Here is a 19,788-nt window from a genome sequence, read left to right on the forward strand (position 1 = left end):
ATGCTGGAAGCCATTAAGCAAGCGGCGTTGGGCGCAATCGATGCGACCGGGCCGGTCATGGTACAGATGGGAAGAGTCGTAAGCGTAAATCCTCTCAAGGTGATAGTCGATAATCGGCTGGAGCTGACAGAGGATTTTTTAATTATCCCAGAATCGCTGACGGAGTTAAAGGTAAACCTCCGGCACACCCACACGTCCGGCAGCGGAACGACGGGCGAAGCACTGACCAGTCCCATTATCTTACGAAAAGCACTGGCTGCCGATGATAAGCTCCTGCTGCTCCGGATGCAGGGTGGACAGCGTTATATCATTTTGGACAGGGTGGTGAGTGGATGATCCCTCAGAGTGACATCGTGCTGCTGAATGAGGATATGGAGGAAACACCCCAGCCAAGCCTTACCTATAAATTAGACCTCTCCAGGGGGCGTATCGGCGGCGTAGCTGTGGATGGGCTAGAAGCAGTAAAGCAAGCCGTTTTTAAGATGCTCTCAACCATTCGCTTTGAGCATCTGATTTACAGCGATGCTTATGGTAATGAGGCCGATGTAGGCGCAGTAAGCGGTCGGGCTGTATTTGAGGCAGAGGTGGAGCGCTGGGTCAAAGAAGCATTAAGGCCAGATGACCGAATCGCTTCCGCGACTCAGTTCCGTTTCTCCTACGAGGGAGATACAGCTCTAGTTCAGTTTGTGGTCGAAAGTGACTATGGCAATTATACGGATGCACTGGAGGTGAGCAGCAATGTATGAGTCACAAACTTTTGAAGCCATTTTGCAGCGGATGCTGGACCGTGTGCCGGCGGACATCGACAAGCGCGAAGGCAGTATTATTTATGATGCCATGGCGCCGGCCGCATTGGAGCTCGCGCAAATGTACGTGGAGATGGATATAAACGCAAACCTTATGTTTGCAGATACAGCCAGCGGCGATTATTTGGATAAAGCCGTATCGTGGTCCGGAGTATCCCGAAAACCTGCTACTGAAGCACAAATACGCGGGCGCTTCTATGATTCTGCAGGGAGCGCAATGGACGTGCCCGCCGGTAGCCGGTTCTCGGTTGGGGAGATCAATTACAGGGCTATTGATCGGCTGGCCATAGGCGATTATCGGCTCGAAGCAGAGACAGCAGGATCCGCGGGTAACCAAACCTTTGGACCGCTGCTGCCCATTGACTTTATTAACAATCTGGCTCGGGCTGAATTGGTTGAGATTCTCATCCCGGGAGTAGACCGGGAGACGGATGCTACTCTTTATGGACGGTACCAGGAGCGCATCTCCAAGCCAATTACCAGCGGCAACCGATACCAATATGAGGAGTGGGCCCGGGAGATCGCCGGCGTTGGTCGGGCGAAGGCATTCCCATTATGGAATGGGCCAGGTACCGTAAAAGTCTCTCTGCTAAACAATGAGATGCGTGCCCCGTCGCCGGCTATTGTGGCAGCCGTGCAGAATTATATTGATCCTACAAAGGATGGTATGGGCAACGGAGCTGCTCCGATTGGTCCGGTGGTGACTGTGGTTGGCGCGACAGAAGTGCTTATACACGTATCCGTAAAGGTTACTCTTGCTACGGGCGCAACCACTGTACAGGTGAAGACACTCCTGGAGGAAGCGTTAAAGACCTATTTGGCCAGCCTGGCCTTTACCGAAACGCTGGTCAGATACACCCGAATACAGAGTTTGATTCTGGACATCCCACCGGTGGTCGATTATAGCGATCTCAAGGTCAATGGTGGTGTGATAAACATCCAAATCGCTGAAGATGCAGTGCCTGTGCTTGGTAATGTGACGGTGACGGCCGCATGAGCAGCACAGATCGATTAAAGGGTTATCTGCCGGGATACTATGCTGAAATCGTGGAGATGAACGAATTATTAGAGGCCGAGGGACCGGAATTTGATTTGCTTGGCAGCAGGGTTGAAGAACTGCTACATCAAGCCTATCCCGAATATGCTACCTGGGCACTCGATCGATTTGAAAATGAGCTGCATATTGTCGTAGACGCCGGAAAGCCCATAGACCAACGCCGGTCAGTTATCATCTCCAAGATGCGCGGTTATGGCAAGGTCTCCGGCGATATGATTAAAAATGTTGCTCAGGCTTATGATGGCGGGACTGTAGCGGTTGCCGTCGTCCCAGCAGAGTACAGGATCATTATTACGTTTGTAGATACCTTGGGCATTCCGCCAAACTTAGATGATTTGAAGCAAGCACTGGAAGACCTTAAGCCGGCACACATGGCATTGGAATACAAGTATCGGTATTTGTTGCTGCGGGAGGTGCAGGCAATGACCTTAAATCAACTGCAGCAGCGTAAGCTTACCGACTTCGCGCCGTTTTTGGATACATGAAAGGAGGACACTGACGCTTATGCCAAGTAAAACACCGAATTTGGATTTGCTGAAGAAAGATCCGGCAACGGACGGTAATGACACATTTAATATTAAGGAAATGCTCAATGATAACTTTGACAAGATTGACACTGCCGTTGGGAATAAGGTAGACAAGGTATCCGGCAAAGGGCTGTCTGCCAATGATTACACAACGGCCGAGAAAACGAAGCTTTCGGGGATTACGGCTGGAGCTGGCGGCGCTGGGTCGGCTTCGGATTCTGTTATTGGCAGCCGGACAGCAACAGAAAGTGTAACGCCTAGTCTGACCGGGACGATTACAGCCTTATTCTCCAGTCTTTTTACGCTAATCAAGGGCATAACGGGTAAGGCGAGTTCTCTAACGGCGCCGGCCATTAACCTGGAGCAGACAAAGGCTCATGTTGATGATACCACCCGGCATATCACAGCTGCGGAACGCACGGACTGGAACGCCAAGGAGACAACCGGAGGTGCACAAACCAAGGCTAACAGTGCGCAGGCTGCGGCAATAGCTGCAGCTGCTACAGACGCTTCAACAAAGGCAAATGCGGTACAGACCAATTTAACCACACATGTTAATGATAACGTCCGGCACATTACTGCGGCCGAGCGTGCGGGTTGGAATGCTTTGGCAACAACAATTACATCGTATATTCCTGTCGCTCAGAGAAATGTTGCAAATGGGGTAGCTGCATTAGATTCTGACTCATATGTAGTTGGTAAAGGTGTAGTTCTGGAAGGAGCATATGCAGAGAGAGCATTTGCATTCAGTTTTGCTCATGGTACAGCTAACCAGAAAATAGATTACACACTCCCTGCTCAAGCTTTTGGCGGATTTGTAGAGATTACAATTGCTGGTAGTTGGAATAATGCAGAGACACAGGGTAGGCTCACGAAAAGATTAGATGTGATGCTGAGTGCGGCAACCACCATACACAGACAAACCTCGGAATACACTGAAGTATCTGGTGCGATGAGGAACAACGTTTCTATATCCGATATTTATTGGAAGGATGGGCTTTGGACGCTTACCATTGAATCTAGGAATACTCAGGGTAATGCTTACGCTGTTAAAATCCAAACTCTCGGACCGATTGGCTCAAAAAGATGGACGCAAGGCGCTCCTTATACAGGTGCAGCGACAACACTCCCATTAGCAGTTCAAACGATACCAGATGATACAGTGACACAGTCTGGGTATGAAATTCAAAAGCATGCCCTTACTGGTAATACGGGTTTAGGTAAAGGCGGAAATCCTACAGTAAGCCCTAATACGCTGCTTGAAACAGGTATGTATACTTTAACCTTTACAAGTCCCGATCTTCCGGTGACAGGCTCGACAACAACCGTAATTGTGAAAAGATACAATTCAAGTTATATAACACAAGATGCTGATGTTTATGCAACTGTCAATACTGCAACGACAATCAGAAAGTTTACGAGAGAAAGTCGGAATAGTGGGTCTTCTTGGTCGGCTTGGCGAGAAATTAAGGTGAAGGCCGCTGCAATGGCCATGAATACAGACCTGAATACACTGTTGGCAGAGGGAGAGTTTTATACTATCTCAAATGCTCAAGCGGGCACAATGACTAATCAACCAATTACTGGTTCATATTGTTTCAACCTTACTGTAAAAACAACGGTGAGTACAGATGGTGCAGGTTGCAATCAAACGATAATCTATTACAGTACATCTGCTAGTAGTCCAGCAATATATACACGAAATTATTATTCTAGCACTTGGACTGCTTGGCAACAGATAGAGACAACTGCCCAAAAGAATGTTTCTGGCGGGTATGCTGGATTGGACAGTAACGGAGATATTGCGTTATCAGCCGTACCAGATGCGGTTCAGAAATTTTCCTTAACTCAAGATAATGGTAAAAATTTAATTCTTGAGTCTGGCTACAATCTGAATAGTTTGGTCACTGCTGGATTTTATGACGGTGTGAATCTTGTGAATGCTCCAAATTCAACGAATTGGTGGCATATACAAGTTCAAGTTCATTCTGGGACAAATAACGGTAATGACTATATATCTCAGATAGCTATAAACCTTAATGCTTCGGGAACCCCGCATCATTTCATGAGAAGAAGAGTCAACAGTGCGTGGGGCATTTGGGTAGGTATACCAAACAGTAGCATGTACAATGTTGCGAGCGGGATTGCAGGATTGACATCAGCAGGGGTTCTTCCAGACGCGATCCTTCCACAAAGTGTTACAAGAAGGGTTAATCTGACAGGTAGTTTACAAACGACATCTTATAGAAGGTCTGTCATAGCGCTTTGCGAGCTTACAAACACAAACCCTTCTGCAAGTTCGTTTAGTAACGGCTTATTGCTAATGAGAAGACATAACGGACTTAACGGACAGATAACTGCTATGATAGCGGCAGAAAAACGCTTCAACACCACTGCGATGAACTGGTCTTTGTTTAAAATAGGGGCATCATCTCAAGTGTTTAGACCGTGTACCTTCACATACAATGGTGTGAAATATGGCGGTATAGATGTATATATAACAGATGCAGAATACCAGACAATAAGCTTTAACGGGGATACAAATTTCAGTATCTTTGGTCTGGACTGGTATAACATTCAAAGTAGTACTGTTTTAAATGCGGAGATAAGCGGCTCGATAAGCTATGTGGAAGGAAGCGATTATTTCTATTCTCCAGATATTCATTTCAACGGAGAAAATTTGAATACTAAATATTCAACATTAGCAGGGAAAACCTTGGCCGAAGTGGTCCAAGGATCTTTGTCGTACGCCGTTACCACCGGCACCTATGCGGCATTAGCGGCCAGCTTAAACCCTGCGCCAGCTGCCCTGACTGTCGGGTTGCGCTTGACCATCAAGGCCCATGTCGCCAGCCCTGGCCCGGCTACGCTCAATGTCAACGGCCTGGGAGCCAAATCAATCAAAAAGCCAAACGGCAATAACGCTGCTTTGGCTCTTGGTGGCGTCTATACGCTTGTTTATGACGGTTCAGTTTTTCAATTACAGGGTGAAGGGGGTGAGTACGGAACGGCGGAAGCAGCACAGGTATTGTCTGGCTATACAGTGGGCCGAGAGAATGGGGTGGTTAATGGAACAATGCCCGATCACCGGGGCGTAGCTAAGGATGCGGCCGGTACAATCCTAAATGATAGCGGGGACCTCTTCTTAAATCCGCCTGCAGGTTATTACGATCCTACAGCGTCGATCCATTCTTATGAGGGAAATTTAGCTAATCGCCGGAATTGGCGCAGTGATATAACGCTTTTCGGTAAGGCGGGTACGATGCCAGTTATTACGTCAGGTAGTGATCCGGCTCAAGGCGTAGGCATATGGCCGGATGGAGGCTTGGCTGTTTATCCTTCTGAGGGATATCGAAAAGGGGGTGCGGGTGCCGGAGAAATAAAGGTATCAACAGCACAACTACAATCAGCTGAAACAGACCTTATCGCTGCTAATATTCGTAGTGGTGTTAATGTCTTTGGAGTTACCGGCACATTAGTAGAGGGTACACGACGGGCGACAGGCAGTTTCTACACTACTGACGGCACGGCCAATATCACCGGATTAGCCTTTAACCCTGGCAGTGTTGTAGTGCGAGTGACGGGGATTAACAATGGAAGCTGGATGACCGCTATGGGTTTTGCCAATGGCAGATGGATGTGGTCAAGACGTGATGGTAACGGGACGATGCTCGATTCGGGTCAATTTAATGGAGCTGCCTTTTCTAATGGGTTTTCCGTAACAATCCCATTTGTCGATGGGTATGAAGCATTGAGCTGGATAGCGTATCAAGAAACGGTCTGAGCAGCGCTTTATAATATGAACGTTGGAGGTTTTACAACATGCAAATCGGAATGAGAATTTATTATGACAAGGCAACCGGCAATGTAATTCACAACACCGGGGAGTATGTTGGCCGCAGCTACACAGAGCCAACCGAAGACCAGGATTTTGCTGCCATCAAGGAGCTGGCCCAGCGGGTCCGGGAGACGGTCGGCGTGCTTAAGCTGCAGTACGGCCAGCACTCCCGCGAGTTTGCGCAGGCCGAAAGCTACCGGGTAGATCCGGGGTCCGGCACCCTGGAGTTTACCTACCCCGGCCCGCAGCCGAATCCACTGGAAGGCCGGTTAGAAGCCGTGGAGACTGGATCGGCTGACACCGCGCAGCAGCTTGCGGACGCACTTGCCCGGCTCAATGAGACAGAGGCACAGTTGCTGGACACTCAGGCCGCACTAGCAGAGAGCTACGAGGAGCTGCAAGAAGCCAAACGGGAGGCGGTAGAAGCGCAGGTCGGTCTAGCTGAGCTTTATGAGCTGGTGCTTGCCGGACAGCAGCCTGTAACGCCGGAAGACCCAGCAGCCCCCGCAGAGGGAGGTGAAGAAGACAATGGCTAAAGTATACGTAAACTTGATCCGTAAAGGACTCAGGACGTTGGAGCAGGTGCCGGAGATTATTCGTTCGGATGTGGCCGCCCTGCTGGAAACTGAATAGAGAATAACGGTAGCGCCCATTGAGGCGTTTTTATTTTGCCCTCATACCTGGTGTGGGGGCTTTTTTAAACCATAGAAATAGAAGGGAGCGGGGGAATGGATAGCAATAGTGTTTCAAATCTCGAAAAGCTGCTACCGCTCGCAGACAAATACGGCCTGGCTTATATTGTGGTTATCGTCCTGTTGTTTATCATATTCAGTATCATTCGGGATATTCGGAGCGGGAAAATGGTGCCCCGGGAGCTGCTGGATAAGGCCGAGGAAGATAGGGACCGGCTGCAGGGCATCCTGGACAAAGAGCGAGCTGACTTTATGGCACCGACGCTTGAGGTGCTGCAGAGACTCAAAATAGATCATGCCGCCAGCAGCGGTAATGATGAGGATAGGGGAGGATAACCGTGTTTAGTTCCTGGATAAAACGTTTATCGCCCCAGCACAAAAAGAGAGAGAAGGAGCTGGCGCAGGCGTCCCGCAGGGTCGCATTCTCAATCAAGCGATATAAGGACACGTCCAAAGAAATTCAGGAGGAAATCGCAAATAACGGATTTGCTCCATTTCTAATTTATGATCGGGGTGTTAATCATGGGGGGCATTGATATTTTGCTGTTAATTGCATATGGTATTTCATTTGCTTGTGCGCTGCTGCTGATAGCCGCGCTTTTTTTATATTTTCGGACTCGCTTCCGGGCACGGGTGGTCAGCCTATTTATGCTGGCTGCTTTCGCGTTCTTGGGAGCTTACACCGTGAAGATGGCCGTAGCCTTCTGGATTCGATTCAGCAACGTCACCGGGGCCGGGGCCGACTCTGTTTATGCTGCCCTCAAGTCCAATGCCTGGGCCGTCGCTCAAACCTGCACAACGTTGGGGCTGCTGATCCTCACCGTGCTGATGTATACCCGCAGGCAGGATCTGTTTATGATATTTCCGGCAGTCCGGGAAAGGGAGGATACCGACGATGCTAACACTGGCTCAGGTAAAGCTTAAATCACAGGCCCGGCTTGTTGATCTGCACCCGGTGGTTGTGGCAGCTGCTGTAGCACTTATTGAGCGCATTTACGCTCGGGGAGTACAGATCATCATTACACAAGGGTACCGATCCAAGGCTGAGCAGGACGGACTTTACGCGCAGGGCCGCACGAAGCCGGGCAGCATCGTTACAAATGCCCGGGGCGGTTACAGCTACCATAATTACGGACTGGCTGTTGATTTTGCACTGCTGCTGCCGGACGGTTCCGGTGCATCCTGGGATATGAAGCGTGACGGTGATAAGGACGGTATTGCCGATTGGCAGGAGGTTGTACAGCAGGCTAAGGCGCTCGGGTTTGAATGGGGAGGAGACTGGACCAGTTTTAAGGATTACCCTCATTTTCAGATAACCTTTGGCCTGTCGATTACCAAGCTGCTGGCAGGGGCCCAGCCGACACCCGCGCAGATTGCTGCTGCTTATGCCGTTATTGATAAATTACAAGAGGAGGCGGATGAATTGTCAGCTGAGGAAAAGAAGGAACTGGCCGCGCTGCGGTCTGAAGTCAAGGATCTGGCGGCCACAGTAGCCAGCCTGACTAAAAGCAAGGATGTGCTTAAACAAGCAGTGCAAGAGCAGGGAAACAGCATCGGTAAGGTAGGCGAGCGGCTCAAGAAGCTGGAGGACAGGGCTGCCCTTGCTAAAATCCCGGATTGGGCAGCTCCATACGTTCAGGCGGCGTACAATGCTGGGCTGATCGACACGCCGGAAGGCGGCAGCTTTGACTTTTACCGGCTTATGAAGATATTGGGGCAAGCGGGTATCCTGCCTGCCGGAAAGGAGGGTTAAGGTGAATAAAGTGGATTGGAAAGCAAAGTTGTCCAGTCGTAAGTTTTGGGCGCTGGTTGCTGCATTGGCCACCTCGATCCTGGGGGCCGTAGGTGCTTCAGACGATACAGCGGTTAAAATTACAGGAATCATAGCAGCTGTAGGTGCCTGTGCCGTATATATGCTGGCTGAAGCCATTACGGATGCTAATAATTCAGATAAAGAATAAAAATAAGAACCCACCTCGTTAGTATTTGAGGTGGGTTCTTTAAATTTAATCAATTAGAGCTAAGGCTGAGGAGACTTCGATATCAGAACGAGGCTGCTTTTGATTACAGAGCTCTTTTTCAATGTTATGTACTCTTAGATTAATCGATTGTAAGTTATCCAGGATAGCAGCAAACGCAAGGATAAACACACAAATTAATAATCCACCTATCCAGTAGGATAGCATAATACCCCAAGCAAAATTATTAAAAGTTAACGGAAAATCTGTATACTTACCTGCGGTGTTACCAACAATGATCCCGAAAATGTACACCGACACAAACTCGGCATATGCTATGATTTTTAAAGCTCTGACCAAAACTAGTTCCTCCTGTATTGGTTTTAGTTCGAGCTTAACATGATCTCAGTGTATTGTGTACGATAAATATTATGCCCACTGGCTTTGCTTGTGGGCATTGCAAGATAGATAGTTAAAAAACTTGAATAAGAACCTGTGTTCGTATATTATGAAGCATATAGGTCGAATGTAACAAAAATTCCCTACCAAAATTCTACAATTTATTGTAAAATAAAAAACAGACAAAAGGCGGCTACCTTAATGTCTGTTGAAAAATCAATTTGCAATTAAGTTAATTATACCATTGTAATCTTCTAATTGCAAAAGCGTTTTTATCAATAGTCATTTCAGACGCCCCTTAACTGAGGGGGATATCTTTGATCACTGAAAGAGTTTTAAAAAATGTACACATTCAAGAATTGAAAGATTTTTGTACTGCTTTCAAGGTAAAAGGGCGATCAACTAGAATTGAGGCTGCGACTACTAGAATGCGGTACACTAAGTATCAAACATTGATTGAGGAAGAGTTGGCTGATGAAGATGTAAGCTTTTCAGCAAGTGACTTTGATAATTTTTTATTTGATCAGCTGTATTATTCAAATAACAATTTGCATTATCTTTACCAATTTGATCAATGTAGTTTAAATGCTAATTTTGATGCTGATGATGTGCATGATTTTTTTGACGGAAAGAATTCTTTGAATTTTAACTTGAGTCTGACTGACTGGGATGACAATACAGATAAAATTAATCCTTGTACCACACGCGTTGAATATAATGATAATGGTTTTTTAAAAGCGTTGCACATTTTGTTACGGATAGATGTTCTGGCACAAGATAACGGTCCAACGAGCGCTTTCTGTGGCATCAATATAAATTTTGAGTCTAATTTTGTTTTGATTAAATTTAATCAATTGCAGTTCACTCTTATTAACGGTGAACCATTAAGCATTATTAAATCTATTCAAGACACCGTATGTGGATTAACTTCTTTCGGAAGAGCGTTTCAATGTCTTAACTTAAATATTATTTCTTTGAATGAAGATAGTGCATTAACCACAATTTACAACATGTTTGCTGAACTTAGCCTTGAAGCCGAACAATTATTAGATCTGCAGATGCCGCCTCAAAACATTAAACTAATAACTGATTTTTTAACATCACTTGGTCTAAGTGATATTAAGGAAGAGTATATAGAACAGATAAAGGCTGTGGTGTATCAGGATATAAGCAGCAAAATGTTGTCTCAAATTTTTGTAAAAGGATGGGTTTTTAAGTTTTCTTTCAGGGAAGGTGACCATAGCAAGGCATCCTCAAATGCTGAAAAGAGATTACCTGTTTATAGTTACAAAGCATTTTGGCAATTAAAAGAAATAATTCATGAAATGGAGAAAATGAACGAAGGGGGATTTCATTGGATCATCAATAATAAATTAGAGAATTTTGTAGATGTGCGAATGGAATCAAGAACTGGCACTATTGTAATCAATTATTATGCTAAGTTAAGAACTGGAAGAAAGGAGAAAGAAGATTATGTATTACGAAAAATTGTTGAACATTTTCCAGAAGAATCAATTATCTAGATATTTCTCTTTATCCTTAGTTCAATATTTGGATGAGTTTATTGATTGGAATCTCAATAAAAGCAAGAGAGATCTAAGCCCTTTTCATTTTGCTAATCTTGCTGGTATTAAGTCAGACCAAGCTCTCCGATTCTTTATGTATTATGCTAGAGAGGGAGGTATTTTTGAATTAGTTTATTTTTTTGAATGTAGTACTTTGACTTGTGGAGAACGCATATATTTGGATGCCGATAGTTCAAGAGAAGTAAATTATAGGTTGTTTTGCGACGAATGCGCAAAAAGCTATAACTCGAATGAAATTAAACGTTACATTAAAATATACTTTCACCTTAAGGAAAAGATTTATGAGAATGTTGTTGAAGATAATGTATATGATCCTAATTGTGCATTTGATGCAATAAATAGGATGCCTGATGATTTAAAGTTGGAATCCCCTTCATCTTCCATCAATATTGAGTCCACTACAAGTGGAGGGGAGAACACAGTTATCAACACTGTGACTTTAGAACAAGTAATTGAAATTAACCAAAATAGTGAACAACCTATTATTACAGACCCTTTCTTGCTTGAAATGACGACATTTATACATTCATAATAAATTAGGTGAACCGATGGAGCAAAATGAGCACTTAGAATCAAGTACTAAATTAAAATATTTAGCCGAAATCATAAAAGCTGACATGAATGGTAGTAAAGCAGCAGGAACTGATTTTAGACATTGGGCAAAGTGGCTTAAAATAACTACGATAGTTTTATCCGCCTTAATAACAATCATCCTTGGTTTGACTTTTAATTCAGAAGCCGAATTAAATGGTGTGCCTGTTGTGAATTTAGTGAAGAATATTGCTGTTATTTTAAGTGCGTTATTAACTGCTGTTAATACGTGGGATGCCTTTGCCAATTATCAAATTAGATCGACACAAGAATTTTCAATTATTCAAAAACTTAGTTTATTATATAAGGATATTAGTTTACACCTAATCCAAAAAGAGAATTGTAAAATTACAGACTTTGAGAGCTTTAAGTCAAGATATGATGTTATTCACGAAGAATACAGCCAAGAACGAAACACTTCGAAGGATGAAGGGAAAAAAGAGAACTCGACAGAACCATCAACCTAGTAATAAAAAATCAATACATACTAATAAGATAGTCTTTATTAAATAATACTTTCCCACCCCCCGCATTAGTGGGGGGGTTTTACGTTAAGGAAATTTCCTTACCTACATATACATAATGTTCCAGATTAATTATAATAAATTCAAGTGGAATGTTAAGAATTAATGTTTGGAGGGGCTTTTGTGAATAATCATGATCCAGATAAAAAGATACACGAGCTTGAAGAACGAATTTCAAGGCTAGAGAAATCATCTGCTAACGGACCTAGAAAGTTTGTTTGGACCGCATTAAGCATTATTATTGGATTTTTTATTATTCTTACAGTAATTGGAGTTATTCAATTCGTTTCTGCAGGTTAGGATGTGATTGTTTGAGTACTACATATAAAGTCCTTGAGAGTGATATAGACTTCCTAACTGCTGCCTTCGCACAATCAAAAGTATCTGTTTGGTACCGGGAAGAACCGGATCCAGACGGGCACCTTATTGATTATGGTGGGTTTGTTGAGAAATTCACGCCTGATTCCATTAAGCTATCCGGATCGTTTTTCGTCAGACAAAGTTTTGAATTTAGAGCATACATATAATGACCTTCGGAATAACTAACATGAGCTGGGACATAATAATAAAAAATCACCTAAACATCACCTCAGACCTCAATAAAAGCCCATTAACCTTAATCGGTCGATAGGCTTTTTTGCTTATATTATAAACTCTGAGAATACAGGCATCCTGAGCAAGGCAGACTGGTCCAGTTCCGTATGTGGTTAACCCTGACAGTAGCCGTTCTGTTAGGTGTGCAGGTTGTATGGGCCATCTTTGGGTTTAAATTAGTCCCCGGTTAAGTATGACGAGGTCACAGCAGCAGTTAATGCGATTCTTGGGACTCTGGTAGTGATGAGGATTGTGATAACCCAGAATATTGAAAATGTTTTTTTATCTTCTGATTAATGTGTATCTGCCCCCTTAAACACATAGGTCGAAGGGGGCAAAAACTTTGAGAAGCCAAATTATCGGCGGTAACTCTCATATTTAACATCAACTGTAATTGCATCAGACATTTTGGAAGCCATACAAGTTACAAATGCCCCCTTAAAGGCGGGGGCAGCTGCCGCGACTGCCGCCTTAAGTACTGCAGGGACAATTATTCCGGCGCTAACAGTTGCTGCGGCAGCTCTTAATCCAACCTTAAAGCATGACATTATCGCTTCTTTAACAGCTTCTTCTGTGTCAGAGGGGTAACACACTTCCGCGTACAAGCGATGCACTCGCATTCTAACTCTACAACCCCTCCAGGTGCAGGTAACTCCATCAGGCAAATCAAATGACATTATTGTTTTGTCTTCACATTCTTTGCTTGCAGCCTCCAAAGTAGTATCTACTTGTTTAATGGTCTCATCTGACCAGTCATCATCAACTTCTAATTCACTTAGATCGTACTCCTTTAATTCTTCATTAAGATTATCATCCAACGTAGTCACTTTTATTTTCATAATACAGCCTCCTTAGAATTAAAACTCGAGTACATGTTCTCCAATTCAAATTATTTTATACAAAAAAATAGATATTCTATTTTTGCACGGATCGGAAGCACCGGAGCGTCAGTACGAATGCAGCGGTATAAACCCGTCAACCTTAACGGGTTTTACTAGTTTTGTGGAAAATCACACCATTGCTAAATATTGATTGTTGGGCATATAATACAAACAAATGTTCTTGTTTTTGGAGCGGTCAGCATGAAAATGAACATTGGCCAAACTGTTGAAATCGTGTATCAGGACAAAGCAGGGCAGATTACACAGAGGAAGATTGAAATTAATAACATCCGTGATGGACGGATCCGGGCCACCTGCCTTACAACCGGTTCGCCGCGGGTTTTCCTTTGGGATGCATCCAAGCCAATCCAGACGGCTGTATTGCTGGCGGGCTGGGAAAGGAACGTGCCATACGATACAACGCCGCAGGGAGGCACACAGACTGCCAGGGACGGCGGTAATATTGATTACTGGCTTTACCATTAGGAGGACTTACATATGATAGAGGTAGGCAAAGGCTTGTTGACGAATGAAGAACGGACGATGGTGCGGGATTTGATCCTATTGCCATACATAGATCAGATGGTCGGTAAGAGCATTGAAGAAATTGAGCATTCAGGAAATGTGCTCAGGCAGACCTATATAATAGCCGGCCGATTTATACAGAGTCGGATCATGCAGGACATCTATGCCCTTAAACAAGATCTAAAACGGCGGAACATCAAAGTGGTAGACGATGAAGCTGCTGACCAGATCATGTACTTTAAAATTCTTTACCGTGGGTACCAAGAGCGTTTCGGTCTGATGCGTGAGGTTATGAAGACAGAGATCCGGCTGCGGCTCACTCAATATACAGCTGAGGTCGGCCAGGCACTGCAGGATCATTTAAAATGAAAGAACCCCTATTGACCGTGATGGCTGTTAGGGGTTTTTACGCTTAAATCTCAAACTCTTCCCAGCCTGAAGGCAGCGGCTTCTGCGGCAACTCCTCCAGCGACTCGGGTCTTATAATGATTAGCAGAGGCTCCGCAATATCCACCAGCGCCCCGATCCGGTACGGACCGCCCTCAAATGTTCCTACCGCCACTACTATGCCGGTCTTGCCTGTATGATAGCCGGCATTGATTTTCACCGGCTGCCCTGGCTTCAGCTCTTCCCATTTCATAAGGTCGGTGCCCTCCCGGTCAGCTGCAGGGCATCTTCGCGGATCCGCAGGCTGTTCAGCCATTCAGTGTCCTGAGTTGAAGCTGCAACATTCGTGAGCTGCCGCAGCTTCATGGTATCCCAGCAGTACCGCTCATTGATGGCCAGACATTGCAGCAGCTCCGGGCCGTAAGCTTCCGTAAGCTTGCCTGCCTTATGCAGCCGGTACAGTTCTGCCAATCTTAAGTGTGCGGGCAGCATTAGCGCCGCCCCCGAGCCTTGACCAGAGCGACCACAGACAGTACCAGTTCCGCGCCTACAATAACCCGTGTGTTTATGTTCAGCATGTCGTATCCTCCTTTAGTGGGGCCGTAGCCACGTTTTATCTGAAGTAGTAAACCGCCCATTCTCCAGGGTTATAATCATCAGGCATGTTTGCCACGAACAACTCAGCCATGTGGATCTGCTGAGCAAGGAACCGATAACTGAGAGCTTCCTGCTCAGTTCCGAAACGACTTAGAACAACCTCTTTCTTCATCCTTATCCCTCCCGCGTATACCCGCCGGCGTATTTATTCTTTCGTTGCCTGTGAATTATTTGAACTGTCCCTGCTTCGTTTGCATCTATTAAGGCGCTAAACAAAGCTTCGTTAACCAGAAGCAGGGGGAAAATCACATTATCTTTGACAGCGTAATCCAGATAACCACTTAGACGGCGAGGTTTCAAAATAAATTCCTCCTCCGATTATATTTAGGAGAGGAGCCTTTCAGCTCCTCCTTGACTTGCTACATCCGGCGTTGTTTGGTAATCTTACTGTAAAGCTCGTAGGCTGCTTCCTCCGCTTCCGTTAGCGCGAATTGCTGGAGAATCTCTGCCTGCCGAGTTCTGAACTCCTCCCGGGAGCTGCGACCGAGTGCGAATCGTTCGCGGGCTACTCTCAGGAGGTGTTCGCGTTTCTGGAGCTTTTCAAAAGCTCCGGCTGTTACTTTATCCATGTGTATCACCTCCTCTCTATATATTTATTATATACGAAAATCGAATAAAAGTAAACGAATATCGTATAAAAAATGTGCGATAATCGTTGAATATTTTCTTGAACTCGAGTATATTAAAGTTGAGGTGAGCCTATGTTAAAACTAAAGTTGGACAAGCTAATGTATGAGAAAAGACTGAATGCAAACCAGCTATCCAAAATGACGGGGATCAGATATCCAACCATTTCAGATATGGCTGACAATAAATCAAAGGCGTGGTCACCTGAGAACCTCAATAAAATCATGATCGCTTTGGATTTAGATAGTATTTCTGATCTAATTGAATATGAAAAAGAGCCGCCACAGGAGTGATCCCGGGCGGCTCTTTCAATGGGGCAAAAATGGGGCATTTAATTTAATTCCTTTTGTCACGAATAGGCGTTTAAAGTGGGTCGATTAATATCTTTCTTCTATATAAGAAGCCACTTTTCTCCTACTGACCTTAAGTGTCAAACCACCCCGTTAGCCTTCCAAGCTAATAGCGTGGGTTCGATTCCCATCACCCGCTTATACAGAAATGCCGAAGCCCTTGTCGAACAAGGGTTTTTTCTTTGTTTAATTATAGCTTTGAAGCCCAGACATACGCGGCCAGCTCGTTACAGCATTTTTCTCACAGTTCGGGGGAAAGGGCAGCCTTAATGGCAGCGGGCTTTTTTTGGTTTTCTTAATCTGTATGGTAAACTTTAGGAAAGTAATCTGGAGGGATGGATATGCATAAGGGAATTTTAGCATTGCTGTTGGTAGTTGTACTAACTGCCTGCGGATCTTCGGATGCCGGTCTTACCACGAAAGATTTAGCCATACAAAAGGTGAATGATGATAAAGCGGTTGTTAAATATGGAATGAGCCGTGAAGCTGCGGAGAAGGTGCTCGGCCAGGGTGAAAAAGCCGGTCTTGGTGATTCATTCTCCTATAGCTCTGGAGTAAGGGTTATGTACCGGGATGATAATGTGGCAGGCATTTATCTTACTGAGGAATCAGAATCTGCTTATGAGACGGCCGGCGGTATGAAAGTAGGCATGCAAAGTGACGAGATTAGGAAGATTTACGGAGATCAAGCTCTGAGTGATCTTGAGAAGAACCTGGATTATGCGTACGATTCAGACAATAAGCAGTTTATACAAGGAACAGAATGGGCCAAAGCATTTGACGATGATACAAAAATCTATTTAATTTCCGTTTTATTTGATGGCGAAGGAAGCGCCGACACCATTCTGCTAACCGACAGGCAAATGGCGATGACGTTTAGATAAGATACGTGAGCAGAGCTCCAAAATAATTCATGGCTTGAACCCAGTCAATACAAAGCCAGCAGGCATATTCTAAGCTGTACCCACTTGCAAAGGAGGAAAGATCCATGAGCGAGAACGTTGCTGGTTATGGCGGAGGCTTCGGCGGAATGACTTCTACGGCTGCAATTCTGGTCCTGTTTATTCTGCTGGTTATCATCTCCAAGGCTTTTGTACTGTAGTTCTGTAAAATGAGAAGCCAGGGTTCCCGCGCTATGCGGAGACCCTGGCTTTTGTTGTTGAGTTTAACTGTGTTAGACGGTTTTGAGGAACTCGACGATGGTCAGCAGGCCTTTATCAAAGTTCTCCAGATTGAAGTGCTCATCCGGCGCATGCAGGTTCTCATCATCCAGGCCAAAGCCCATCAGCACAACCGGTGCCTTCAGAATGCGGGAGAAGCTCTCCATGATCGGGATCGAGCCGCCGTCTTTGGTAAAGAGGGCGCGTGTACCGTATACTTTGCCAAAAGCATCCGCTGCGGTCTGCAGAATCGGATCAGACGGATCAATGTTGAAGGCGCGGGCTTTTTCCATCTGCTGTACCTTTACAGTAGCGCCCTTCTGGATATTGGCCTTCAGGTGTGCTTCCACAGCGTCAAGGATATGCTGCGGGTCCTGGTCACCGACGAGACGGCAGGTGATTTTGGCATGGGCTTCTTTAGGAATGACGGTCTTGCTGCCTTCACCCTGGAATCCGCCGTAGACGCCGTTAAGCTCAAGGGTCGGACGGGCACCTACACGCTCAACAAAGCTGTAGCCTTCTTCACCGTAGAGCTGCTCCAGACCGAGGGATTCTCTGATCTTCTCTTCATTTACGCCCTGCTTGTCAAATTCCTCACGCAGAGAAGCGGACAGCTCAGGCACGCCCTGGTAGAAGCCTTCCACAGCTACGCGGCCTTGATCATCATGCAGGGAGCTGAGCAGGGACACCAGAGCATGCAGCGCATTGGGTACCCCGCCGCCGTACGAGCCGGAGTGCAGGTCGGTGGAAGCGGTATGAACGCTAACTTCCATGGAGCATAAACCGCGCAGTCCGGTGCAGATCGCCGGGCGTCCGCGCTCGAGCAGGGCAGTATCGGATACCAGCACGGCATCAGCGGCCAGCTTGTCCTGATTAGCTTCCAGGAAAGGAGGCAGATTCACGCTGCCGATTTCCTCTTCGCCTTCGATGCAGAGCTTGATGTTAACAGGGAGAGTGCCTTCCTGCTTGAGAATGGCCTCAATTGCCTTGATGTGCATGAACACCTGGCCTTTATCATCGGTGGCTCCGCGCGCATACAGCTTGCCGTCACGGATCTCCGGCTCAAACGGAGGGGTTGTCCAGAGATTCAGCGGATCAACAGGCTGCACATCATAGTGGCCGTATACCAGAACCGTCGGTTTACCGGGAGCATGCAGGTAGTCCGCATAAACAACGGGATGACCTGCCGTAGGGTGGATTTCAATGTTCTCCAGACCGGCGCGCTTTAGGGTTTCAGTTAGCCAGACAGCGGCGGATTGAACATCCTCCTTGTGTACAGAAAGGGCAGAAATACTTGGAATGGACAGCCATTGCTTCAGTTCAGCCAGCTGGGCTTCACGCTCAGCCTGAAAATATTGTTCATAGGACATAAGGGATATGTACCTCCTTGGAGTTTCGCTGCGCATAACCGTCAGGTAAAGCTCAAAACCTCAAACCGGGCCGTTAATTGACCACCGGCTGGTTTGGCAGTGTAATGCCTTCATTATACTGGAGAAGCTCCCGGAATCAAAGCAGTCCTGCAGTTATTGATTACACCCCATAACCATGCTAGACTTAACTGACTTATGAGCAGACAGGAGCGGAAGTGACAGTGTCAGTAAACATGGAGCCAGGCAAGGAGCAGGAAGGGCAATTGAACCGGCAGGAAGCAGATCCTGCTTATATTTATACGTATGCGTGCTCGGGGGACGAGCAGGATTTATGCGGGATGGAGCTGCGTTGCCTGTTCGGTAAGAATATTCCGCAGGGCATCTTCGGGAGCGGAATCCGGGTGGAGCCCAGCCGCAGCCCGTTCATCAAGGAAATGATCGAGGTCATGTACACAGGCGACAGCCTGCCGGAAATCTATGACCAGACTGAGCAGGTTGAGCTGAACGGAAAGACGTTCAAGGTCATTTTTGTAAAAACCAATGACCTGCCGCCTGAGCAAAAAATAGAATATAACGAACGCCGGGTGATCGAGCGGGAAATTGGCCTCCGCATTGAGGGCGAGGCGGACGTGAACCGTCCGGAGCTAGTGTATGGCATCGTGACTTTGGGCGGTCGCTGGTATTTCGGGACCTATCACAAGAACAATGCAACCTGGTTCCGCCAGATCAAGAAGCCGCGCAGCTATTCCATTGCCCTCAGCACACGCGTAGCCCGCGCGGCAGTTAACATGGCTGTACCGCAGCCGGAGGGTATCCGGGCTATCGATCCCTGCTGCGGCATCGGGACGGTTATGATCGAGGCGCTGTCCATGGGAATTGATATCGTCGGCCGGGACATCAATCCGTTCATTGCGCAGGGCGCACGGACCAACATTGACCATTTCGGCTTCAGTGCCCCGGTCACTCTAGGGGATATCGCAGACATTACGGAGCATTATGATGCGGCGATTGTGGACATGCCCTATAATTTGTACTCCAGCATTACACCGGAGGAGCAGTTTGATATTCTTGTCAACGCCCGCAGAATCGCTGACCGGGTTGTCATTGTAGCGATTGAGGCGATGGATGAGATGATCAGCAGGGCCGGATTCGAGATTATCGACCGCTGCGTGGCCCGGAAGGGCGCTTTTTCCCGGCATTTGATGCTGTGCGTGTAGAAGTAATCCGTCATTAAACTTAACCTTGAAGTGGAGGTACCA

Annotated in this window: 28 protein-coding genes; 21 read left to right on the top strand and 7 right to left on the bottom strand. The window is 46.3% G+C overall.

The window, feature by feature from the left end:
- From R70723_RS06475 to R70723_RS06520, 11 genes are all read left to right on the top strand, one after another.
- Positions 1 to 336, top strand: a complete 336-nt coding sequence (locus R70723_RS06475) for a DUF2577 domain-containing protein (RefSeq protein WP_039870709.1) — start codon at positions 1 to 3, stop codon at positions 334 to 336.
- A complete protein-coding gene (locus R70723_RS06480) occupies positions 333 to 746 on the top strand; it encodes a DUF2634 domain-containing protein (protein ID WP_039870711.1) in 414 nt (137 codons plus the stop codon). The genes R70723_RS06475 and R70723_RS06480 overlap by 4 nt, the downstream gene beginning before the upstream one ends.
- Complete coding sequence (locus tag R70723_RS06485) at positions 739 to 1,803, top strand: baseplate J/gp47 family protein (RefSeq protein ID WP_039870712.1); 1,065 nt, start codon at positions 739 to 741, stop codon at positions 1,801 to 1,803. Before R70723_RS06480 ends, R70723_RS06485 begins: the two co-directional genes overlap by 8 nt.
- Positions 1,800 to 2,348, top strand: coding sequence for a putative phage tail protein (locus R70723_RS06490; protein WP_039870713.1), 549 nt, complete (start codon positions 1,800 to 1,802; stop codon positions 2,346 to 2,348). The genes R70723_RS06485 and R70723_RS06490 overlap by 4 nt, the downstream gene beginning before the upstream one ends.
- Positions 2,349 to 2,367: 19 nt before the next feature.
- Complete coding sequence (locus R70723_RS31920; protein ID WP_052421200.1) at positions 2,368 to 6,174, top strand: pyocin knob domain-containing protein; 3,807 nt, start codon at positions 2,368 to 2,370, stop codon at positions 6,172 to 6,174.
- Positions 6,175 to 6,212: 38 nt separating this feature from the next.
- The gene (locus R70723_RS33295; protein WP_052421201.1) at positions 6,213 to 6,764 is read left to right on the top strand and encodes a hypothetical protein; all 552 of its coding nucleotides are present in this window, start codon (positions 6,213 to 6,215) and stop codon (positions 6,762 to 6,764) included.
- The gene (locus R70723_RS33710; RefSeq protein ID WP_197071795.1) at positions 6,757 to 6,861 is read left to right on the top strand and encodes a CD1375 family protein; all 105 of its coding nucleotides are present in this window, start codon (positions 6,757 to 6,759) and stop codon (positions 6,859 to 6,861) included. Before R70723_RS33295 ends, R70723_RS33710 begins: the two co-directional genes overlap by 8 nt.
- A gap of 95 nt (positions 6,862 to 6,956) precedes the next feature.
- The gene (locus tag R70723_RS06505; protein WP_039870715.1) at positions 6,957 to 7,256 is read left to right on the top strand and encodes a hypothetical protein; all 300 of its coding nucleotides are present in this window, start codon (positions 6,957 to 6,959) and stop codon (positions 7,254 to 7,256) included.
- A 186-nt stretch (positions 7,257 to 7,442) separates the two neighbouring features.
- Positions 7,443 to 7,844, top strand: a complete 402-nt coding sequence (locus R70723_RS33300; protein ID WP_156123789.1) for a hypothetical protein — start codon at positions 7,443 to 7,445, stop codon at positions 7,842 to 7,844.
- Positions 7,816 to 8,673 carry a M15 family metallopeptidase gene (locus tag R70723_RS06515; protein WP_039870720.1) on the top strand — a complete coding sequence of 286 codons (858 nt, stop codon included), beginning with the start codon at positions 7,816 to 7,818 and terminating at the stop codon, positions 8,671 to 8,673. The genes R70723_RS33300 and R70723_RS06515 overlap by 29 nt, the downstream gene beginning before the upstream one ends.
- Position 8,674: 1 nt before the next feature.
- On the top strand, positions 8,675 to 8,881 hold the full coding sequence (locus R70723_RS06520) for a hypothetical protein (protein WP_039870723.1): 207 nt from the start codon (positions 8,675 to 8,677) through the stop codon (positions 8,879 to 8,881).
- A 45-nt stretch (positions 8,882 to 8,926) separates the two neighbouring features.
- Here the strand turns inward: R70723_RS06520 and R70723_RS06525 are convergent, their stop codons facing one another.
- Positions 8,927 to 9,238: a hypothetical protein gene (locus tag R70723_RS06525; protein WP_039870726.1), complete on the bottom strand. Its 312-nt coding sequence runs from the start codon at positions 9,236 to 9,238 to the stop codon at positions 8,927 to 8,929.
- 356 nt (positions 9,239 to 9,594) lie between these two features.
- Between R70723_RS06525 and R70723_RS06530 the strand changes: the two genes are divergently transcribed.
- The 4 genes from R70723_RS06530 (at position 9,595) to R70723_RS33305 (ending at position 12,278) form a co-directional block, all read left to right on the top strand.
- Positions 9,595 to 10,800, top strand: coding sequence for a hypothetical protein (locus R70723_RS06530; protein ID WP_039870728.1), 1,206 nt, complete (start codon positions 9,595 to 9,597; stop codon positions 10,798 to 10,800).
- On the top strand, positions 10,751 to 11,395 hold the full coding sequence (locus tag R70723_RS06535) for a hypothetical protein (RefSeq protein ID WP_039870730.1): 645 nt from the start codon (positions 10,751 to 10,753) through the stop codon (positions 11,393 to 11,395). The genes R70723_RS06530 and R70723_RS06535 overlap by 50 nt, the downstream gene beginning before the upstream one ends.
- A 16-nt stretch (positions 11,396 to 11,411) precedes the next feature.
- A complete protein-coding gene (locus R70723_RS06540; protein ID WP_039870732.1) occupies positions 11,412 to 11,921 on the top strand; it encodes an SLATT domain-containing protein in 510 nt (169 codons plus the stop codon).
- A gap of 180 nt (positions 11,922 to 12,101) precedes the next feature.
- Entirely contained in the window at positions 12,102 to 12,278 is a 177-nt protein-coding gene (locus R70723_RS33305; protein WP_156123790.1) for a hypothetical protein, read from the top strand.
- A gap of 650 nt (positions 12,279 to 12,928) precedes the next feature.
- Here R70723_RS33305 and R70723_RS06550 read toward each other — a convergent pair.
- The gene (locus R70723_RS06550) at positions 12,929 to 13,411 is read right to left on the bottom strand and encodes a hypothetical protein (RefSeq protein WP_039870736.1); all 483 of its coding nucleotides are present in this window, start codon (positions 13,409 to 13,411) and stop codon (positions 12,929 to 12,931) included.
- A gap of 243 nt (positions 13,412 to 13,654) precedes the next feature.
- Between R70723_RS06550 and R70723_RS06555 the strand changes: the two genes are divergently transcribed.
- A complete protein-coding gene (locus tag R70723_RS06555; RefSeq protein WP_039870740.1) occupies positions 13,655 to 13,939 on the top strand; it encodes a hypothetical protein in 285 nt (94 codons plus the stop codon).
- A gap of 12 nt (positions 13,940 to 13,951) precedes the next feature.
- Positions 13,952 to 14,347: a YhjD family protein gene (locus tag R70723_RS06560; RefSeq protein ID WP_052421202.1), complete on the top strand. Its 396-nt coding sequence runs from the start codon at positions 13,952 to 13,954 to the stop codon at positions 14,345 to 14,347.
- Between the two features lie 43 nt (positions 14,348 to 14,390).
- Here the strand turns inward: R70723_RS06560 and R70723_RS06565 are convergent, their stop codons facing one another.
- From R70723_RS06565 to R70723_RS06580, 4 genes are all read right to left on the bottom strand, one after another.
- Complete coding sequence (locus R70723_RS06565; protein WP_039870742.1) at positions 14,391 to 14,618, bottom strand: KOW domain-containing RNA-binding protein; 228 nt, start codon at positions 14,616 to 14,618, stop codon at positions 14,391 to 14,393.
- Positions 14,615 to 14,857 carry a DUF7667 family protein gene (locus tag R70723_RS06570; protein WP_039870746.1) on the bottom strand — a complete coding sequence of 81 codons (243 nt, stop codon included), beginning with the start codon at positions 14,855 to 14,857 and terminating at the stop codon, positions 14,615 to 14,617. The genes R70723_RS06565 and R70723_RS06570 overlap by 4 nt, the downstream gene beginning before the upstream one ends.
- 121 nt (positions 14,858 to 14,978) lie before the next feature.
- The gene (locus R70723_RS33310) at positions 14,979 to 15,134 is read right to left on the bottom strand and encodes a hypothetical protein (protein ID WP_156123791.1); all 156 of its coding nucleotides are present in this window, start codon (positions 15,132 to 15,134) and stop codon (positions 14,979 to 14,981) included.
- Between the two features lie 247 nt (positions 15,135 to 15,381).
- Positions 15,382 to 15,591 (bottom strand): hypothetical protein, encoded by a 210-nt coding sequence (locus R70723_RS06580; protein ID WP_039870751.1) that lies wholly within the window; start codon positions 15,589 to 15,591, stop codon positions 15,382 to 15,384.
- Between the two features lie 132 nt (positions 15,592 to 15,723).
- Here R70723_RS06580 and R70723_RS06585 point away from each other — a divergent pair, with 132 nt between their 5' ends.
- The 3 genes from R70723_RS06585 (at position 15,724) to R70723_RS33930 (ending at position 17,101) form a co-directional block, all read left to right on the top strand.
- On the top strand, positions 15,724 to 15,942 hold the full coding sequence (locus R70723_RS06585) for a helix-turn-helix domain-containing protein (RefSeq protein WP_039870754.1): 219 nt from the start codon (positions 15,724 to 15,726) through the stop codon (positions 15,940 to 15,942).
- Between the two features lie 398 nt (positions 15,943 to 16,340).
- Complete coding sequence (locus R70723_RS06590) at positions 16,341 to 16,883, top strand: hypothetical protein (protein ID WP_039870757.1); 543 nt, start codon at positions 16,341 to 16,343, stop codon at positions 16,881 to 16,883.
- Positions 16,884 to 16,987: 104 nt separating this feature from the next.
- Positions 16,988 to 17,101 carry a YjcZ family sporulation protein gene (locus R70723_RS33930; protein ID WP_209443652.1) on the top strand — a complete coding sequence of 38 codons (114 nt, stop codon included), beginning with the start codon at positions 16,988 to 16,990 and terminating at the stop codon, positions 17,099 to 17,101.
- A gap of 72 nt (positions 17,102 to 17,173) precedes the next feature.
- Here R70723_RS33930 and R70723_RS06595 read toward each other — a convergent pair whose 3' ends face one another.
- The gene (locus R70723_RS06595) at positions 17,174 to 18,529 is read right to left on the bottom strand and encodes a dipeptidase (protein WP_039870758.1); all 1,356 of its coding nucleotides are present in this window, start codon (positions 18,527 to 18,529) and stop codon (positions 17,174 to 17,176) included.
- A 263-nt stretch (positions 18,530 to 18,792) separates the two neighbouring features.
- Here R70723_RS06595 and R70723_RS06600 point away from each other — a divergent pair, with 263 nt between their 5' ends.
- Positions 18,793 to 19,746: a TRM11 family SAM-dependent methyltransferase gene (locus R70723_RS06600; protein ID WP_039878346.1), complete on the top strand. Its 954-nt coding sequence runs from the start codon at positions 18,793 to 18,795 to the stop codon at positions 19,744 to 19,746.
- Positions 19,747 to 19,788: the final 42 nt, after the last annotated feature.

The sequence above is a fragment of the Paenibacillus sp. FSL R7-0273 genome (assembly GCF_000758625.1).
Classification (GTDB): domain Bacteria; phylum Bacillota; class Bacilli; order Paenibacillales; family Paenibacillaceae; genus Paenibacillus_AQ.

Excerpts from the sequence above, each read along its gene's own strand:
- R70723_RS06475 (WP_039870709.1), top strand. The coding sequence starts at position 1 with ATGCTGGAAGCCATTAAGCAAGCGGCGTTGGGCGCAATCGATGCGACC.
- R70723_RS06480 (WP_039870711.1), top strand. The coding sequence starts at position 333 with ATGATCCCTCAGAGTGACATCGTGCTGCTGAATGAGGATATGGAGGAA.
- R70723_RS06485 (WP_039870712.1), top strand. The coding sequence starts at position 739 with ATGTATGAGTCACAAACTTTTGAAGCCATTTTGCAGCGGATGCTGGAC.
- R70723_RS06490 (WP_039870713.1), top strand. The coding sequence starts at position 1,800 with ATGAGCAGCACAGATCGATTAAAGGGTTATCTGCCGGGATACTATGCT.
- R70723_RS31920 (WP_052421200.1), top strand. The coding sequence starts at position 2,368 with ATGCCAAGTAAAACACCGAATTTGGATTTGCTGAAGAAAGATCCGGCA.
- R70723_RS33295 (WP_052421201.1), top strand. The coding sequence starts at position 6,213 with ATGCAAATCGGAATGAGAATTTATTATGACAAGGCAACCGGCAATGTA.
- R70723_RS33710 (WP_197071795.1), top strand. The coding sequence starts at position 6,757 with ATGGCTAAAGTATACGTAAACTTGATCCGTAAAGGACTCAGGACGTTG.
- R70723_RS06505 (WP_039870715.1), top strand. The coding sequence starts at position 6,957 with ATGGATAGCAATAGTGTTTCAAATCTCGAAAAGCTGCTACCGCTCGCA.
- R70723_RS33300 (WP_156123789.1), top strand. The coding sequence starts at position 7,443 with ATGGGGGGCATTGATATTTTGCTGTTAATTGCATATGGTATTTCATTT.
- R70723_RS06515 (WP_039870720.1), top strand. The coding sequence starts at position 7,816 with ATGCTAACACTGGCTCAGGTAAAGCTTAAATCACAGGCCCGGCTTGTT.
- R70723_RS06535 (WP_039870730.1), top strand. The coding sequence starts at position 10,751 with ATGTATTACGAAAAATTGTTGAACATTTTCCAGAAGAATCAATTATCT.
- R70723_RS06540 (WP_039870732.1), top strand. The coding sequence starts at position 11,412 with ATGGAGCAAAATGAGCACTTAGAATCAAGTACTAAATTAAAATATTTA.
- R70723_RS06550 (WP_039870736.1), bottom strand. The coding sequence starts at position 13,411 with ATGAAAATAAAAGTGACTACGTTGGATGATAATCTTAATGAAGAATTA.
- R70723_RS06555 (WP_039870740.1), top strand. The coding sequence starts at position 13,655 with ATGAAAATGAACATTGGCCAAACTGTTGAAATCGTGTATCAGGACAAA.
- R70723_RS06560 (WP_052421202.1), top strand. The coding sequence starts at position 13,952 with ATGATAGAGGTAGGCAAAGGCTTGTTGACGAATGAAGAACGGACGATG.
- R70723_RS06565 (WP_039870742.1), bottom strand. The coding sequence starts at position 14,618 with ATGAAATGGGAAGAGCTGAAGCCAGGGCAGCCGGTGAAAATCAATGCC.
- R70723_RS06570 (WP_039870746.1), bottom strand. The coding sequence starts at position 14,857 with ATGCTGCCCGCACACTTAAGATTGGCAGAACTGTACCGGCTGCATAAG.
- R70723_RS33310 (WP_156123791.1), bottom strand. The coding sequence starts at position 15,134 with ATGAAGAAAGAGGTTGTTCTAAGTCGTTTCGGAACTGAGCAGGAAGCT.
- R70723_RS06580 (WP_039870751.1), bottom strand. The coding sequence starts at position 15,591 with ATGGATAAAGTAACAGCCGGAGCTTTTGAAAAGCTCCAGAAACGCGAA.
- R70723_RS06585 (WP_039870754.1), top strand. The coding sequence starts at position 15,724 with ATGTTAAAACTAAAGTTGGACAAGCTAATGTATGAGAAAAGACTGAAT.
- R70723_RS06590 (WP_039870757.1), top strand. The coding sequence starts at position 16,341 with ATGCATAAGGGAATTTTAGCATTGCTGTTGGTAGTTGTACTAACTGCC.
- R70723_RS33930 (WP_209443652.1), top strand. The coding sequence starts at position 16,988 with ATGAGCGAGAACGTTGCTGGTTATGGCGGAGGCTTCGGCGGAATGACT.
- R70723_RS06595 (WP_039870758.1), bottom strand. The coding sequence starts at position 18,529 with ATGTCCTATGAACAATATTTTCAGGCTGAGCGTGAAGCCCAGCTGGCT.